The sequence below is a fragment of the Nonomuraea sp. NPDC051191 genome (assembly GCF_044455665.1).
GTDB lineage: Bacteria > Actinomycetota > Actinomycetes > Streptosporangiales > Streptosporangiaceae > Nonomuraea.
The window spans coordinates 272,382-285,865 of record NZ_JBITEZ010000013.1; the positions used below are offsets into that span (position 1 = coordinate 272,382).

Genomic DNA, 13,484 nt, shown 5'->3' on the forward strand with positions numbered 1-13,484 from the left:
CCGTACGTGGCGCTTGATGAACGAACCTCTACTGCGAGATGAACTTTCCAGGAAAGGGCCGTTCATCCGCAGGTGAGAGGTCTGTCCCTTGGACTTCGCCACCTACCATCGGAGGCATGAGTGAGATGGCCATGAGCTTCGCGGCCCTGGCCGGGTTCGTCGTGGGAGCCCTGGCGGTCCTGTTCTACAGGAACCAGATCGAGGCTCCGAAGAGGACCGATTCAGCCGACGGCGTCGAGACCGGAGCGGCGCTGCCGCAGGGCGTGGCCTCCGTGCTCGCCGTGCTCCCCTCGTCCGCCGTCGTGCTCGACGCGCACGACCGCGTGCTGCGCGCCAGCTCGGCCGCGCGCGCGTTCGGGCTGGTCAAGGGCGACAGGCTGATGGCCGCGGAGCTGCTCGCACTGGCGAGACAGGTACGCCGCGACGGCGAGATCCGCGAGAGCGAGATCGACGTCGCCGGTCACAAGTTCGGCCAGGAGACGACGAACTTCGCCGTCCGCGTCGCCCCCCTCGGCTCCTACGGCCAGGTGCTGGTGCTGGCCGAGGACCAGACCGAACGGCGCAGGGTCGAGGCCGTGCGCCGCGACTTCGTCGCCAACGTCAGCCACGAGCTGAAGACGCCCGTGGGCGCGCTGAGCCTGCTGGCCGAGACCATCCAGGACGCCGCCGACGACCCCGAGGCGGTCACCCGCTTCGCCGGGCGCATGCAGCACGAGGCCGCCCGGCTCACCTACCTGGTCCAGGACCTGATCACGCTGAGCAGGATCCAGGGCGCCGAACCCATCCCCACCCCGGGCCAGGTCGCCATCGACGAGGCCATCCACGACGCCATAGACCACTGCAACACCAAGGCGGTGGCCAAGGACATCACGCTGGTCACCGGCGGCACCGAGGGGCTGCGCATCTGGGGGGACGACGAGCTGCTCGTCACCGCCCTGCGCAACCTCATCGACAACGCCGTCGCCTACAGTCCCGAGCACACGCGGGTCGTGGTCAGCGTCCGTCCGGCCGGCGACTCCGTCGAGATCAGCGTCAGCGACCAGGGCATCGGCATCCCCGAGGAGTCTCTGGAGCGCATCTTCGAGCGCTTCTTCCGCGTGGACGCGGCCAGATCACGGGCGACCGGCGGCACCGGGCTCGGCCTGGCCATCGTCAAGCACGTCGCCGCGGCCCACGCGGGCGAGGTGTCCGTCTGGAGCAAGGAAGGCTCCGGCTCCACCTTCACCCTCCGTCTGCCCGCCTTCGGCGGCACGGCGGTGGCAGTACCACCCTCGATTCCCCTGGAGGCCGCAAAATGACCAGAGTCCTAGTGGTTGAGGATGAGGAGTCCTTCTCCGACGCCTTGTCCTACATGCTGCGCAAGGAGGGCTTCGAGGTGTCGGTCGCGGCGACCGGGCCCGAGGCGCTCGACACCTTCGACCGCAACGGCGCCGACCTCGTCCTGCTCGACCTGATGCTGCCCGGCCTGCCGGGCACCGAGGTGTGCCGTTCGCTGCGGCAGCGCTCGAAGGTGCCGGTCATCATGCTGACCGCCAAGGACAGCGAGATCGACAAGGTCGTGGGCCTGGAGCTGGGCGCCGACGACTACGTCACGAAGCCGTTCTCCTCGCGGGAGCTGGTGGCGCGCATCCGCGCGGTGCTGCGCCGTCAGGGCGACGTGGTGGAGGAGCTGGAGACCGCCGTCCTGGCCGTCGGCCCGGTGCGCATGGACGTCGACCGGCACGTCGTCGCGGTCCGCGGCGAGCAGGTGCAGCTGCCGCTGAAGGAGTTCGAGCTGCTGGAGGTGCTGCTGCGCAACGCCGGTCGGGTGCTCACCCGCGGCCAGCTCATCGACCGCGTCTGGGGCGCCGACTACGTGGGCGACACCAAGACCCTCGACGTCCACGTCAAGCGCCTGCGCGCCAAGATCGAGGCGGACCCGTCCAACCCGCGCTGCATCCTCACCGTGCGCGGCCTGGGCTACAAGTTCGACGCCGCCGAGGAATGAACGACCCTTGTTCTGGTACGTGGGTTCGTACCAGAACAAGGGTTTTTTCATGCCGTCAGTGGGCCTCTTCGGTGGCCTCGGGAGTGGCGGACGCCGAGGGCGTCGGAGCCGGGGTGGCGTTGGGGGCGGCGGGGTAGTCCTTGAACTCACGGCTGCGCGTGACCACAGGGACGGTCAGGGACACTGTCCCGGCGTTGGCGAACTGGAGGTCCAGGCGGATGCTCTCGCCGCCTCTGAGGCTCGTGGAGATGCCCTCCAGCATCAGCTGCGGCTGCGGCTTGCCGGTGTTGACGAGCTGGTTCGGGGGAAGCTGGATCGGCGTGGCGACCTTCACGGCCCCGACCGAGCCCGCGGAGACGGCCTGGAGGGTGTCGGCGGCGTTCGCGGTGTTGAGGATGTTCAGGTAGATCGGGGCCGAACCACGCCAGGCGAGCTGGGCGCCGGAGTCGGGGCCGAGGATGAACGCCTGCGGGATGTGAATGCCGCGCGTGCCATAAGCACCCTGGTCGATGAGTGCGACCGCCTCGTTAGGGGCGTACGGCTTGTTGGTGTTGGCGTCGAATCCTGCCCCGCAGCCCGCGAGCACGGGGGCTGCCAAGAACGCGGCGGCTACGACAATCCAGCGACGGCTGGTCACGTGCGGGTTCTCCTTGGTCTTGCGCGGTAAGGCGCATGCGTGTTGGGCAGCGCCTACCATATCCACCTGAATCCATGGTCATATCCGCACCCCTGCAGGTCATTCGCTATGTCCGGAAATGCGATTCATACAGTCGAGGACTTGTCAAGCCCCAATATGCGGCTTTGACCTGCAGTTATGAGGATTTCACTGTTCCGGGAGCCTGTGGACGCGTGGTACCCTGGAGTACAGCGGAAGGGGTACTTGTCACATGACTTTCCAGGTCGGCGACACTGTCGTCTACCCCCACCATGGGGCTGCTCGGATCGAAGCAATCACGACGCGATCCATCAAGGGTGAGGAAAAGACCTACCTGGTGCTCAAGGTCGACAAGGGCGACCTTACCGTCCAGGTGCCAGCAGAAAACGCGGAACTCGTCGGTGTGCGCGACGTCGTCGGCCAGGAAGGCCTTGAGCGGGTTTTCGATGTTCTTCGGATGCCGCACACGGAAGAGCCGACCAACTGGTCGCGCCGTTACAAGGCGAACCTGGAGAAGCTCGCGTCCGGCGATGTGAACAAGGTTGCGGAGGTGGTTCGCGACCTGTGGCGTCGCGACCGCGAGCGCGGCCTGTCAGCGGGTGAGAAGCGCATGCTCGCGAAGGCTCGTCAGATTCTGGTCAGCGAGCTCGCGCTCGCCGAGAAGACCAACGAGGACAAGGCTGAGGCCCTGCTCGACGAGGTTCTCAACTCCTGAACACGAATCTTCCACGGGTGGGCGTCGGAGTCGACGTCCACCCGTTCGCTTCTGCCGACTCGGGGCGTGAGCTCAGCCTCGCCGGCCTTCACTGGCCGACGGAGATCGGGCTCGACGGCCATTCCGACGGCGACGTCGCCGCGCATGCCGCCTGCGACGCGCTGCTGTCCGCGGCCGGCCTGGGCGACCTGGGCGGGCTGTTCGGCACGTCCGACCCTCGCTGGGCGGGGGCTTCAGGGGTCACGCTGCTGGAGGAGACCGCCCGCCAGGTGCGCGCGGCGGGCTTCGAGATCGGCAACGTGGCCGTCCAGGTGATCGGCAACCGTCCCAAGATGGCTCCTCGGCGTACCGAGGCCGAGCTGGCGCTCAGCGGCGCCGTGGGGGCGCCTGTGAGCGTCTCGGCCACCACTACCGACGGGCTCGGGCTCACCGGGCGCGGCGAGGGGATCGCCGCCATCGCGACGGCTGTCGTGGCCAACCTTTCCTAGGCGTTCCGCGTCATATGTGTGGGATACGTGAGGGTGTCCCGGCGGGTCGTCGCCGAACCCGCCAACTGTGGGGGCGGCGGTTCGTCACTGGCGCGGTACGGACCGCCGCCTTCCGGGGGTAGTTTTCCCAGGTGTCGGGTATGTCCACCTCTAAGACATGTGAACGTCTCGGGGGGAGCTACACATGATCGGCGCGATCGTTTCCGCAGTAGTCATCGGCGCAATCGTCGGTGCGCTGGCCCGGCTGATAGTGCCCGGCAGGCAGAACATGTCCATCGGCCTGACGCTCATTGTCGGTATCGTGGCCGCGCTGATCGGCACGCTGATCGCACAGGCGTTCGGCTGGGCCGACACCAAGGGCATCGACTGGCTCGAACACATACTCCAGCTCGTGCTGGCGGTGGTCGGCGTGCTCCTGGTGACGCGGCTGGGCGCCGGACGCGGCGGACGCAGCGGGCGAACCACGACCTGACCTGGTCATTCGTAAAGCCGGCGCATAATCGCCGGCGATCGGGTAGCGAAGCACCCCGTGAGAGTGAACGGCTCACCCTCACGGGGAGGTTTCGTGTCATGACCATTCAGTCCATCCTTGGCGCCATCGTGATTGGCGCCGTCATCGGCGCAATCGGTCGCCTGCTGCTTCCCGGCAGGCAGGCCATCGGGTGGATCCTCACCATCGTCGTCGGCATCGTCGCCGCCCTGCTGGGCACGCTCATCGCCCAGGTCCTCGGCGTCGAGACGACCCCCGGCATCGACTGGATCGAGCTGGTGATGCAGGTCGTCCTGGCGGTCGTCGGTGTCGGCCTGGTCGCCGGACTGCGGCGCGGCTCCAGGGTCTAGCGCAGGCGCGGGGCAGACGAGATAGACGTACACGAAACGGCCCGTCCGGGATGATCCCGGACGGGCCTCTCAGTTTTCGGGGCGTCGGTCGGCGCCCTGGCTCATTCCTCGGGGTCCGGCGGGCGCGGAGTGCTGCGCAGGCGGCCGGACGGGGCCCGGGTGTCCTCGTGGACCACCGGGTGCGGCGCGGTGTCCTCAGAGTCGCTGTGGCGCGTCTGAGGCCCGTCGTCGGCCGGACGGTCGCCGAGGTCGTCCTCGATCACGGGGACGGGCTGGGTGTCGACGTCACGGGTGTCGACGTCGCGCGTGTCGGTGCGCGGGTGGACCAGGACGTCGGTCGGCTTGACCCGGTCGCCCCACCGGACCGGCCGCTTCAGCGGCTCGGGCTCGGGCTCAGGCGTGGGTTCCGGCTCCGGCTCCGGCTCGGGCTCGGGCTCCGGCTCCGGTTCCGGTTCTTGCGGTAAGGCCCGCCACTCGGACACCTGGGCCGGGACCGGCGGCGTCTCCGGCGCGGCCGTGGGCCCGACCAGCGGCGTGGGTTCCAGCACGGGCGGAGGCGCCTCCGTCACGAGCGGCGGCGGCGTGTCGGCCGCCCGGCCCGGATGGAAGGGCACGAGGTCGTCCTCGTCCTCCTCGCGCGCCGCACCCCGGTGCGCCTGGACGTGCTTGATCAGCAGCAGCCAGAGCCACAGGGCCAGGGCCAGCATGACCCAGGGGGCCAGGGCCACGCCCACGGCCACCTGGCGCGCGTCGAAGGTGAACCGCAGCGCGGTCGCCACGTTGGCCGCCGCGGCGGCCACGATGAGCAGGACCAGCACGGTGGCGGCCTGCGCCCGCACCAGCGGCCGGGCGGGCCGCAGCAGCAGCACGCCGAGCAGCGCGACCACGAGCAGCGCGTCGAAGGCGGCCGGGTAGAGGAAGGCGAGGTCCTGCCGCGCCTCGCCGGTGATGGCCAGCGCACGCAGATCGTCGAAGGACAGCGCGCAGGCGGCTCCGGTAAGAGCGGCCACCGCGAGCCCCGCCAGGGCGATGCCCAGGCGACGGAGCGTAGAGGGGGGAGTCACGTCCATGGCGCCTTCGAGACTACAGAAGAATGGGGATCAAGACCGATCGAGGGAGACACATGCCCGAGCTGCCGGAAGAAGCGCGCGAACTCCTTGATGCCCCGAACCATGCGACGGTGACCAGTATCAACCCCGACGGCGGGCCGCAGTCGACCGTGGTGTGGGTCCGCACGGACGGCGACGAGGTGCTGTTCTCGACCGTCCGGGGGCGGGTGAAGCCGCGCAACTTCGAGCGCGACCCGCGTACGAGCCTGCTGGTCATCGACCCCGGCAACCCCTACCGCTACCTGGAGGTGCGCGGCCGGGTGACGATCGAGGAGGACCCCGAGGGCGCGCTGATCCAGGAGCTGGCCCAGAAGTACACAGGCGGCCCCTGGACGGACAAGCCGGGCACCGAGCGGCTGATCATCCGGATCCGTCCGGACAAGGTCACGCTGCGAGGCTGAGTAATCGGCCTACAAGGGCCTCCGAGGCGTTAGCCTTTCTTTTGTGAGCCTGCACATCTACGACACCAGCACGCGCGCCATCCGTGAATTCGTTCCGGTCGAAGCCGGCCGGGCGTCGATTTACCTGTGTGGGGCGACCGTGCAGGCTCCTCCGCACATCGGGCACATCCGCTCGGGCGTGAACTTCGACGTGCTCAGGCGCTGGCTCACCCGCTCCGGATACGACGTCACGTTCTGCCGCAACGTCACCGACATCGATGACAAGATCATCAGGGTGTCGGCTTCGGAGTCCGTGCCCTGGTTCGTGGTCGCCGAGCGCAACCAGCGGGCTTTCACCTGGGCCTACGACACGCTCGGCTGCCTGCCGCCCACCGTCGAGCCGCGGGCGACCGGCCACGTGCCCGAGATGATCACGCTGATGGAGCGGCTGATCGAGCGCGGCCACGCCTACGCCTCGGGCGGCGACGTCTACTTCAGCGTCCAGTCCTACGCCGACCACTACGGCAAGCTCTCCAACCAGAAGCTGGAGAACATGCGGGCCGCAGCCGACACCGACGACGAGACGTGCAAGCGCGACCCGCGCGACTTCGCCCTGTGGAAGGGCGCCAAGCCGGGCGAGCCGACCTGGCCCACGCCGTGGGGGCTCGGGCGTCCCGGCTGGCACCTGGAGTGCTCGGCGATGGCCACCAAGTACCTCGGGCCGACGTTCGACATCCACGGCGGCGGCATCGACCTGATCTTCCCGCACCACGAGAACGAGATCGCCCAGTCGCAGGCGGCCGGCGACGGCTTCGCCCGCTACTGGATGCACAACGGCATGCTCAAGATCGGCGCCGAGAAGATGAGCAAGTCGCTCGGCAACTCGCTGCTGATCCCCGAGATGGTGCAGAAGGTGCGTCCGGTGGAGCTGCGCTACTACCTGGCCGCGCCGCACTACCGTTCCTCGATCGAGTACTCCGAGGAGGCGTTGCTGGAGGCCGCGGCGGCGTACCAGCGGATCGAGGGCTTCGTCACCCGCGCCGCCGAGGTGATCCACGACGTCGACGCCGACGCGCCCCTTCCGCAGGCGTTCGCCGACGCGCTCGACGACGACCTCGGCACGCCGCAGGCGCTCGCCGTGGTGCACGAGGTGGTGCGCGAGGGCAACGTGGCGCTGGCGCGGGGCGACAAGGAAGCCATCGCCCGGCTCCTCGCCGAGACCCAGAACATGCTCGACGTGCTCGGCCTCGACCCTCGCTCGCCGCAGTGGCGCGGGGCCGGCTCCGACCTGTCGCCGGTGGTCGACGCGCTGGTCGCGGTGGCCCTGGAGCAGCGCAAGGCCGCGCGGGCCCGCAAGGACTACGCGGCTGCCGACGCGATCCGCGACCAGCTCACCGACGCGGGCATCACGGTCGAGGACACGCCGCACGGGGCCCGCTGGGAGCTGGCCCGCTGACCTTCCGCCGGTTCTCGACGGCGGGCTCCTTCGGCGCCCGCCGTCGATCCGGAACCGTCAGCGGCGCAGGGCCGTGACGGCGGCGTCGGTCGCCTCGATCACGATCGTGTGATAGCCGTCGATGCGCGAGACGATGCCCTCACGCGGGCCCTGATGCCATTCGGCGCTGCCGTAGAAGGCGTCCTCCTGCTCGTCGCGGGCCTCTCTCGTGGGGAACGCGCGGATCAGGTACGCCTCCTCGTGGCCGTCCTCGTCCACGAGGGAGGCGCCGTGGGCCACCACGTCGATACCGGCCTTCGCCAGGAGCGGGAGCGCTTCGTCGCGCATGACCCGGAGGAATTCTTCGCCTGTGCCGGGCTTGAGGCGGTAGGTGCGGATCTCCAGGATCATGTCTGCGTTCCTTCGAGGGCGACGGTCGGTATGCATGCGGGAGGACGGCTGGCACGCTACCTGCGTTCGCTGACACCTTCTGTCAGTGTTCGACGGCGTGGACGAAGGGCTTCCGCTAGGAACGGGGGTCGGAGGCGTCGGGCTTGTGGGCCGGAGAGTTCTCAGGCTTGTGGGCCAGGAAGAAGGCCTGTCGGCCTGAGCGGGGCTTCTCGCTGTCGTCGGGTTCGCGGATGAGCTGGGCGTACAGAGACAGTCCGGCCTTGGCGAGGAGGTCGGCGATGAGCTCGGGGGGCGTCCAGTAGACGTCCAGCGACAGCTCGTGCCCGTAGCCCTGGCTGAGGTGGCGGCGCTCGTCGCCGACCTTGAACGCGATCAGCAGATGGCCGCCCGGGACCAGGACCCGGTGGATCTCGGCGAACACCGTCGGCAGCAGCTCCGGCGGGGTGTGGACGGTCGAGTACCAGGCGACGGCGCCGGCCAAGGACGCGTCTGCCAGGTCCAGCGCGGTCATGGAACCCACGTCGAAGCGCAGGCCGGGGTGGCTCCGGCGGGCGACGTCGATCATCCTCGGGGACAGGTCGATGCCGAAGGCGTTCACCCCGAGGGAATGGAGGTGGGCGGTGACGCGGCCCGGACCGCAGCCGAGGTCCGCCACCTCTCCGGCGTCCGGTCCCTGCACGTGCTCGGCGAACGCCGCCAGCATGGCCCGGTCGAGGGGCTTGCCGTCAAGTTCGTTCCTGAGCAGTTCGGCGTATTCGGGGGCGACGGTGTCATAGGCCGTCCGGGTGGTGTGGAGGTAGGCGGACTCAGTCATGGCCAAGGACGATAACTCGCGTTCGGGGCGGGTGGTGGTGCTTGCGGGGGTCATGGTGATTCGTGGCGGTTCGCGTCAGGAAGCGCGTCGGATCGGGCGGGCCATGGTCGGCGGGATCGGGTGGGCCGGCGGGCCGATACCCTTGATGGCATGGCAGCAGGCGGTAGGGCATCGGGCAGGCCCGCGAAGAAGAAAGGCCCGTCCAAGGGCACCGGGGGCCAGAAGCGCCGGTCGCTCGAGGGCAGGGGTGCGACGCCGCCTGCCGAGGCGCGCCACTGGTTCAAGGACAAGGCCAGGGCCGAGCGCATCGCCAGGGAAGAGCGCGGCGACACACGCCGTCCGGGCAGCGGCCCGGTCCGGCAGAAGCGTTCCGAGGACGCCCCCGAATACGTCGGCGGCCGCAACCCGGTGCTGGAGGCGCTGCAGGCCGGCGTGCCCGCCAACGCCCTCTACGTCGCCCAGCGCGTCGAGAACGACGACCGCGTCCGCGACTCCATCAAGATCGCGGCGGAGCGCGGCATCGCGCTGCTCGAAGTTTCCCGCGACAAGCTCGACCGGCTGACCGAGGGCGCCGTCCACCAGGGCATCGCGCTCCAGATCCCGGCCTACGACTACGCCCACCCGTCCGAGCTGGTCGAACTCGCCCAGGACGCGGCCGAGGTCCCGCTGATCGTGGCGCTCGACTCGGTCACCGACCCGCGCAACCTGGGCGCCATCGCCCGCTCCGCGACCGCTTTCGGCGCGCATGGCCTGCTCATCCCGTCCCGCCGCTCGGCCGGTGTGACGGGTGGCGCCTGGAAGACCTCAGCCGGCACCCTCGCCACGCTCCGCGTCGCCCGCGCCTCCAACCTGACGGCCGCCCTCCGCGAATACCGCGAAGCCGGGCTCTTCATCGTCGGCCTCGACGGCGCCGGAAAGATCGACATCGGCGACGCCGACCTCCTCGCCGAGCCGCTCGTGGTCGTGGTGGGCTCCGAGGGCAAGGGCCTCGGGCGGCTGGTACGAGAGCAGTGCGACGTGGTCGTCCGCATCCCGATGCAGGCCGCGGCTGAATCCCTCAACGCGGGAGTCGCCGCCGGTGTGGCACTGTACGAGGTCGCTCGTCACAGGCGCCGCTAGCGTCTACACTGGTAGGCCGTGCCGACGTAGCTCAATCGGCAGAGCATCTGTCTTGTAAACAGAAGGTCAGGGGTTCGATTCCCCTCGTCGGCTCTGCAGCTCAAAGGCCCTTCGGGATGATCCCGGAGGGCCTTTGTGATCTCCGTACAGCAGCTTCGTACAGCAACCTCTCCGACTTCTGTCGGTCCTTCCTGCGACGATCTTCCCCTCGCCATGGTCGATGGAGGTCAGCGTGGTTGATGATGAGGTTGCGCGCGAGGCATACCTGCATTACAGGCGGTTGCTCGATGGCAGCTGGATGGGAGAAGCCATCTGCTGGACGGTGTTCGTGCCCCACGACGGATCTGCGTTGAGTCTTGCGGAGATCGGTGAACGGGTGAGCGGAACGGGACAGTACGAGATCCACGAGACGAACACCTTCGAGCATGAGGAGGTGTTCATCAATCTGTCCGATGACGCGCCCTGGGGGATGCTCGTCGATCGTTCGGATCGGCACGTCGCGCTTTTCGAGTGCAACGGATATCAGAGTGTCTTTCCGCCGGTTCTCCCCCGGCTGAGCACGAATGGACGAGCCTACAGCGCCTACTGGAACGTCAACGCCACCAATTCGATCGGCTTCGCCGTTGACGGCGAGATGGTGTTCTCCTTTGACGCCATGTACGCCGAGGGAGCAACAGGGCGGCCAGGTTGGGATCGGTGGCCGGAGGTGCAGGCCATCCTTCGCTACTTCGATTGGGAGAAGGGGGAAAGCTGGCGGGCGGCTGCTCTGACCGCCATCGAACTCGCCACAGGAGCGAGGCTGAGCGAGGAGTGGGTTAGCGAGGCGCCGTCCTTCCTGAGGGGCCGATAGGCGAGCAGGACCCTCATGCGGGGAGGGTCCTGCTGGTGGTGTCATGAGCTGGGCTGGCCGGTATTGAGGCTTGCGTCCTACGTGCAGCAGTCCAGCCCTCCTGCTGAGAACGTCGATGGGTGATGGTTGCTGTACAGCAACCCGTACAGCAACGCCGACTTACCTGATCACATGAAGACGGACTGAACCTGCTGCTCGGGGATCTCCGGGCGTGATCCACCAGGCGCTTGCCCTGCCCTTGTAAACAGAAGGTCAGGGGTTCGATTCCCCTCGTCGGCTCTGCACGTAGAAGGCCCTTTCCCGCGATCGGGAGAGGGCCTTTTCGATCTCGTACAGCAACCGTCTCTAGCCGAAGATGTCCTGCCCGTCGCGGCCTGAGGGGTCCATGGTGAGCAGGCTCTCATGAAGACCTTGTACGGCCCTGCCCGTGAGTTCGCCTGACGGTGTGGTTTCCATGAGACGCCAGCCAGGGGTGTCGATGGGTGCGTCGTCGTCGCGGCCGTGGGCGGTGAGGCTGTGAAGGAGACCGAACGCTGTTTCGTAGGCGGCCGCCTGGGCGACCCGTGCAAGGTCGGTGGGGTCCGCGCCGTCGGCGAGCAGTCGAGCAGCCGCGGGAATGCCTTCCAGCGCTCCCGGCGCAGCCCAGCCGTTGATCAGGTCTGGCCATATGCGCCGCAGCGCCAAGAAGCCGGCCAGCTGAGGTACGTCCTCTGAGATCTCTGAGGCAGCCCGCTCCTGAGGCTCATCTGCGCCCAGCGTCGCGAAGAGATTCTGCAAGGCGAGCACCGCAGCGCGATCGGCTTCATTCATTCCGCCATCTCAGCATGGCACGCGATGAGAAGGGGCTCTGGAATCCGCTCACAGCATGTCCGTTCACCTGATGCACCGTTGACGGCGCTCATGCCGGCACTCGGTCGAGGGGGCGGCCCTGGTTCTGCTGCGATGTCATGCTTCCGGCACATTGATCGGCAACCCGTGTGACCATCCTCGCCGCGGTGGCGTCTGTATGTGACGTGACAATCGAAACCGTTCGGGGGGCGACATCATCGAGGAGCTGTATCGCGAGCACTGGCCGCTCGTGTGCGGGTTCCTCTTGCGCAGGACCCGCGATCCGCATCTCGCCGAGGACCTGGCGCAGGAGACGTTCGTCAAGGCGACCAGAGCGCTGCTCGGTTGGCGGGGTGATAACGCGGCGGCGTGGCTGCTTACGATCGCGCGCAACGTCCTGGTCGATCACGTACGTAGGAGCCGCCGCGAGATGGCCCTACCGAACCCTGACGAGTTGGGTGTGCCGCCGCTGCACGTGGAGTCGCTGGACGTGCGCGACGCGCTCGAGCGGTTGCCCGAGCAGCAACGCCGGCTGCTCACGCTGGTCTACTTCGAGGGCTTCTCGATGGTGGAGGTGGCCGCGATGACCGGTAGGTCGCACAACTCGATCAAGACCGCGGTGTGGCGGGCGAGGGCCGCCTTCGCCGACCTTTACGAGGAGAGCAATGGACATGCCTGAGATGCCGGACCTGCCGGACTTCGACCCCAAGCGCACCCGGCGCGCGGTCCGGCGGGGGTTGTTCAGGACGGTCGCCCTCGTCCTGGCCGTGCTGGCGCTGCTCGCGGTGGCCGCGACCGAGGGCTCGTCCCTGGTGCAGACCCGCGGCGACCGGGAACGCCGTATGCAGGCCGTGCTCGGCACCGCGTTCAAGATCTACAACCCGGCGTACACGGTGACGGTCGGCTCCTGTTGCCAGACCACGCCCCTCTCGATGTCGTTCGAGGTGGCCGCGCGTCCCATCGCGCCGACCGGAGACTGGCCGGCCGGGAGCGAGCCGTACGCGATCAGTCAGGACTTCTTCGGCCGCGTGGGCCGCCTGCCGTTGGGCCACACCGCCAACACCCGGCTTTCCCAGTCTCTGTTCGACATCGGCACCACGCTGGCGCCCAAGGACGACGTGCGCGCGGTGCTCGCCCGGCTGCCCGCCGACCTCAGCTCGCTGGCGGTTGTGGAGTTCGAGCAGCCGCTCGGCGAGGCCGAGATGAAGTCGGTCGTGAAGCAGTACGGCACCTGCGCCGAACGGATCGTGTACGAGCGCAGACCCGGCTCCCTCCCTGTCACCTGGGGCTTCGACTACTGGAACGACGCGATGGACCTCGGCAAGAGCGGCGACAAGACCGAGGACATGTGCGGTGGCAACCTGCCGCAGTTCCGCGACTGGGTCGCCCTGCTGCGTGACCACGACAACGCCAACCTGCGATCCTTCGACCTGTCCTTGGATCGGCTGCGCAAGGCAGCCGAGGCCGGGCTCGCCTACGGCTATGTGGACCAGCTCAGCTCGGTCCGCGAGCTGCGGGAGCTGCTGAAGGACCCGAGGGTGCGGACGATCCGCCTGGCCGGTGTGGCGTTCGACCTGGACCGGCTCCGCTGAGGGCCATCGCCGTCGACCACGTCCTGGCCCGGTCGGACTTCTGGCGGCTTCGCCGGACGCGTGCCCTGACCGGCCACCACGGGTCCTCTGTCGAGTGGCGCACTTGCGCGTTCCACCTCTGCCTGATCATCCCGTCTGCCATCGTCCCGCCCGAAAGAAACGGGCCAAGGCCACGGGGACGGGGTGATCAGGCTTCCCCCTACAACGAGTGTGCGGCCGGCCATTGGGTCGAGGCGGAAGGCGCCCCGGACCGCAGCTCGC

General features: G+C 68.4%; 17 protein-coding genes and 1 tRNA gene. 13 read left to right on the top strand and 5 right to left on the bottom strand.

Annotation, left to right across the window (positions count from 1 at the left end):
- Positions 1-125: 125 nt before the first annotated feature.
- Positions 126-1,298, top strand: a complete 1,173-nt coding sequence (locus tag ACIA8R_RS35480) for a sensor histidine kinase (protein WP_397042237.1) — start codon at positions 126-128, stop codon at positions 1,296-1,298.
- Positions 1,295-1,987, top strand: a complete 693-nt coding sequence (locus ACIA8R_RS35485) for a response regulator transcription factor (protein WP_357706242.1) — start codon at positions 1,295-1,297, stop codon at positions 1,985-1,987. The genes ACIA8R_RS35480 and ACIA8R_RS35485 overlap by 4 nt, the downstream gene beginning before the upstream one ends.
- Before the next feature lie 55 nt (positions 1,988-2,042).
- Here the strand turns inward: ACIA8R_RS35485 and ACIA8R_RS35490 are convergent, their stop codons facing one another.
- Positions 2,043-2,624, bottom strand: a complete 582-nt coding sequence (locus ACIA8R_RS35490) for a copper chaperone PCu(A)C (RefSeq protein WP_357706243.1) — start codon at positions 2,622-2,624, stop codon at positions 2,043-2,045.
- Positions 2,625-2,874: 250 nt separating this feature from the next.
- Here ACIA8R_RS35490 and ACIA8R_RS35495 point away from each other — a divergent pair, with 250 nt between their 5' ends.
- The 4 genes from ACIA8R_RS35495 to ACIA8R_RS35510 all read left to right on the top strand — a co-directional run bounded on the left by ACIA8R_RS35495 (position 2,875) and on the right by ACIA8R_RS35510 (position 4,685).
- Positions 2,875-3,357 carry a CarD family transcriptional regulator gene (locus ACIA8R_RS35495; RefSeq protein WP_020544658.1) on the top strand — a complete coding sequence of 161 codons (483 nt, stop codon included), beginning with the start codon at positions 2,875-2,877 and terminating at the stop codon, positions 3,355-3,357.
- Positions 3,358-3,374: 17 nt separating this feature from the next.
- The gene (ispF, locus tag ACIA8R_RS35500; protein ID WP_357706244.1) at positions 3,375-3,845 is read left to right on the top strand and encodes a 2-C-methyl-D-erythritol 2,4-cyclodiphosphate synthase; all 471 of its coding nucleotides are present in this window, start codon (positions 3,375-3,377) and stop codon (positions 3,843-3,845) included.
- A 184-nt stretch (positions 3,846-4,029) separates the two neighbouring features.
- The gene (locus tag ACIA8R_RS35505) at positions 4,030-4,317 is read left to right on the top strand and encodes a GlsB/YeaQ/YmgE family stress response membrane protein (protein WP_364096016.1); all 288 of its coding nucleotides are present in this window, start codon (positions 4,030-4,032) and stop codon (positions 4,315-4,317) included.
- Between the two features lie 98 nt (positions 4,318-4,415).
- Positions 4,416-4,685, top strand: a complete 270-nt coding sequence (locus ACIA8R_RS35510; RefSeq protein WP_352355438.1) for a GlsB/YeaQ/YmgE family stress response membrane protein — start codon at positions 4,416-4,418, stop codon at positions 4,683-4,685.
- Positions 4,686-4,786: 101 nt separating this feature from the next.
- Here the strand turns inward: ACIA8R_RS35510 and ACIA8R_RS35515 are convergent, their stop codons facing one another.
- The gene (locus ACIA8R_RS35515) at positions 4,787-5,749 is read right to left on the bottom strand and encodes a DUF2637 domain-containing protein (protein WP_397042195.1); all 963 of its coding nucleotides are present in this window, start codon (positions 5,747-5,749) and stop codon (positions 4,787-4,789) included.
- 59 nt (positions 5,750-5,808) lie between these two features.
- On the opposite strand from ACIA8R_RS35515, the gene ACIA8R_RS35520 reads away from it, so the two are divergent.
- Entirely contained in the window at positions 5,809-6,195 is a 387-nt protein-coding gene (locus tag ACIA8R_RS35520) for a PPOX class F420-dependent oxidoreductase (RefSeq protein ID WP_397042196.1), read from the top strand.
- A gap of 43 nt (positions 6,196-6,238) precedes the next feature.
- Complete coding sequence (cysS, locus tag ACIA8R_RS35525; protein WP_364096007.1) at positions 6,239-7,630, top strand: cysteine--tRNA ligase; 1,392 nt, start codon at positions 6,239-6,241, stop codon at positions 7,628-7,630.
- Between the two features lie 57 nt (positions 7,631-7,687).
- Here cysS and ACIA8R_RS35530 read toward each other — a convergent pair whose 3' ends face one another.
- The gene (locus ACIA8R_RS35530) at positions 7,688-8,020 is read right to left on the bottom strand and encodes an NIPSNAP family protein (protein ID WP_397042197.1); all 333 of its coding nucleotides are present in this window, start codon (positions 8,018-8,020) and stop codon (positions 7,688-7,690) included.
- Between the two features lie 115 nt (positions 8,021-8,135).
- A complete protein-coding gene (locus ACIA8R_RS35535) occupies positions 8,136-8,834 on the bottom strand; it encodes a class I SAM-dependent DNA methyltransferase (RefSeq protein ID WP_397042198.1) in 699 nt (232 codons plus the stop codon).
- A gap of 150 nt (positions 8,835-8,984) precedes the next feature.
- On the opposite strand from ACIA8R_RS35535, the gene rlmB reads away from it, so the two are divergent.
- The 3 genes from rlmB to ACIA8R_RS35550 all read left to right on the top strand — a co-directional run bounded on the left by rlmB (position 8,985) and on the right by ACIA8R_RS35550 (position 10,803).
- Positions 8,985-9,953 carry a 23S rRNA (guanosine(2251)-2'-O)-methyltransferase RlmB gene (rlmB, locus tag ACIA8R_RS35540; protein ID WP_357706250.1) on the top strand — a complete coding sequence of 323 codons (969 nt, stop codon included), beginning with the start codon at positions 8,985-8,987 and terminating at the stop codon, positions 9,951-9,953.
- A gap of 20 nt (positions 9,954-9,973) precedes the next feature.
- A tRNA-Thr gene (locus tag ACIA8R_RS35545) sits at positions 9,974-10,046 on the top strand.
- A gap of 139 nt (positions 10,047-10,185) precedes the next feature.
- On the top strand, positions 10,186-10,803 hold the full coding sequence (locus ACIA8R_RS35550) for a DUF6461 domain-containing protein (protein ID WP_364095995.1): 618 nt from the start codon (positions 10,186-10,188) through the stop codon (positions 10,801-10,803).
- Positions 10,804-11,148: 345 nt separating this feature from the next.
- Here the strand turns inward: ACIA8R_RS35550 and ACIA8R_RS35555 are convergent, their stop codons facing one another.
- Positions 11,149-11,613 carry a hypothetical protein gene (locus ACIA8R_RS35555; protein ID WP_397042199.1) on the bottom strand — a complete coding sequence of 155 codons (465 nt, stop codon included), beginning with the start codon at positions 11,611-11,613 and terminating at the stop codon, positions 11,149-11,151.
- Between the two features lie 244 nt (positions 11,614-11,857).
- On the opposite strand from ACIA8R_RS35555, the gene ACIA8R_RS35560 reads away from it, so the two are divergent.
- Together ACIA8R_RS35560 and ACIA8R_RS35565 are read left to right on the top strand one after the other, a co-directional pair.
- Complete coding sequence (locus ACIA8R_RS35560) at positions 11,858-12,310, top strand: RNA polymerase sigma factor (RefSeq protein WP_397042238.1); 453 nt, start codon at positions 11,858-11,860, stop codon at positions 12,308-12,310.
- Entirely contained in the window at positions 12,303-13,223 is a 921-nt protein-coding gene (locus ACIA8R_RS35565) for a hypothetical protein (protein WP_364095989.1), read from the top strand. The genes ACIA8R_RS35560 and ACIA8R_RS35565 overlap by 8 nt, the downstream gene beginning before the upstream one ends.
- Positions 13,224-13,484: the final 261 nt, after the last annotated feature.

Bases quoted from the DNA above. Each gene is read 5' to 3' on its own strand.
- ACIA8R_RS35480 (WP_397042237.1), top strand. From the start codon at position 126: ATGGCCATGAGCTTCGCGGCCCTGGCCGGGTTCGTCGTGGGAGCCCTG.
- ACIA8R_RS35485 (WP_357706242.1), top strand. From the start codon at position 1,295: ATGACCAGAGTCCTAGTGGTTGAGGATGAGGAGTCCTTCTCCGACGCC.
- ACIA8R_RS35495 (WP_020544658.1), top strand. From the start codon at position 2,875: ATGACTTTCCAGGTCGGCGACACTGTCGTCTACCCCCACCATGGGGCT.
- ACIA8R_RS35505 (WP_364096016.1), top strand. From the start codon at position 4,030: ATGATCGGCGCGATCGTTTCCGCAGTAGTCATCGGCGCAATCGTCGGT.
- ACIA8R_RS35510 (WP_352355438.1), top strand. From the start codon at position 4,416: ATGACCATTCAGTCCATCCTTGGCGCCATCGTGATTGGCGCCGTCATC.
- ACIA8R_RS35520 (WP_397042196.1), top strand. From the start codon at position 5,809: ATGCCCGAGCTGCCGGAAGAAGCGCGCGAACTCCTTGATGCCCCGAAC.
- ACIA8R_RS35530 (WP_397042197.1), bottom strand. From the start codon at position 8,020: ATGATCCTGGAGATCCGCACCTACCGCCTCAAGCCCGGCACAGGCGAA.
- ACIA8R_RS35535 (WP_397042198.1), bottom strand. From the start codon at position 8,834: ATGACTGAGTCCGCCTACCTCCACACCACCCGGACGGCCTATGACACC.
- rlmB (WP_357706250.1), top strand. From the start codon at position 8,985: ATGGCAGCAGGCGGTAGGGCATCGGGCAGGCCCGCGAAGAAGAAAGGC.
- ACIA8R_RS35555 (WP_397042199.1), bottom strand. From the start codon at position 11,613: ATGAATGAAGCCGATCGCGCTGCGGTGCTCGCCTTGCAGAATCTCTTC.
- ACIA8R_RS35565 (WP_364095989.1), top strand. From the start codon at position 12,303: ATGCCTGAGATGCCGGACCTGCCGGACTTCGACCCCAAGCGCACCCGG.